Source organism: Sporosarcina highlanderae, from assembly GCF_030433715.1.
GTDB lineage: Bacteria > Bacillota > Bacilli > Bacillales_A > Planococcaceae > Sporosarcina > Sporosarcina highlanderae.
Genome location: NZ_JAROCC010000031.1, coordinates 1 through 918, shown reverse-complemented (window position 1 = coordinate 918; position 918 = coordinate 1). Strand labels below are relative to the sequence as shown.

1 protein-coding gene is annotated in these 918 nt (G+C 40.1%); it reads right to left on the bottom strand.

Translation table 11 applies throughout. The features are described 5' to 3' along the window. Positions 1-3: 3 nt before the first annotated feature. On the bottom strand, positions 4-918 hold a 915-nt coding region (locus tag P5G49_RS17455; RefSeq protein ID WP_301245937.1), incomplete at its 5' end, for an IS4 family transposase.

The following is a 918-nucleotide window of genomic DNA, read 5'->3' as shown; positions in this document are numbered from 1 at the left end:
AATTTATTGTTTTTGACTTTTTCTTTTCTTTGCTTTATCAATAAAATGCTCTTGATTTATAGGACTAACAATCGCGAAATCTTCTCCATACCTTATCTTCTTGGGTTTTCCAAGTGGTACTTTCTGACGTCCTTTGCTCTTTCTCAACCTTCGGTTGAAGTCCTTTAAAAGTTTTTTCATTGGATCAAAGAGGTATTGCTGCATTGTACGAAGGAACGTCCAAACAGGTTTGTTGGGTTGATGAATCAGCCTCATGATTTCCGTTAATGCGACTGTGATTAAGGAAATGAACATCTGGTTCCAGATACCCGTAGGAGATAAACTGAACAAATGTCTCACTTTGACATGTTGCTTTAACCATTTAAAGAAAAGTTCGATGTACCAACGATTTTTATAGGTCTCTAAGATTTCCTCTTCCGATAAGTCCAGGCGATTTGTTATCAAATGAAACGGTGTACCCTCTTCGTCTATGAATTCAATGTAACGGACTGGCTCCTTGCGAGTGATGATGGATACGAGTTCATTCTTAGTGACTCTTGGATGTGTTGGTGTGAAAGTTTTCAATGTCTCTTTGGTAAAGGTCTTCCTTACCCTTACAAGAAATTGAATTTTTCTTTCCATCCATCCGCCCATTTTTGTTTTATGGGCATACCCCCTGTCCATAACATAAAGGGCTCCGTCAGCATCAATGATATGATTCACCGCATCGGAATCCGCAATATTCCCGGTCGATGGTATCATTTTCTCCGGAAAGACACTATCTGCCGAGGCAACCACTACCCGCACATGCAGCTTGATTCCACTGGAATCTTTGGAGATAGCTGTCCAATTTAAAGCATAGTTGGGTAGCTTGATGTAGGTGCCATCTATTATTCGAATAGGGCCTACATTCTCTATCAAACCTTTGGCATTCCTTTG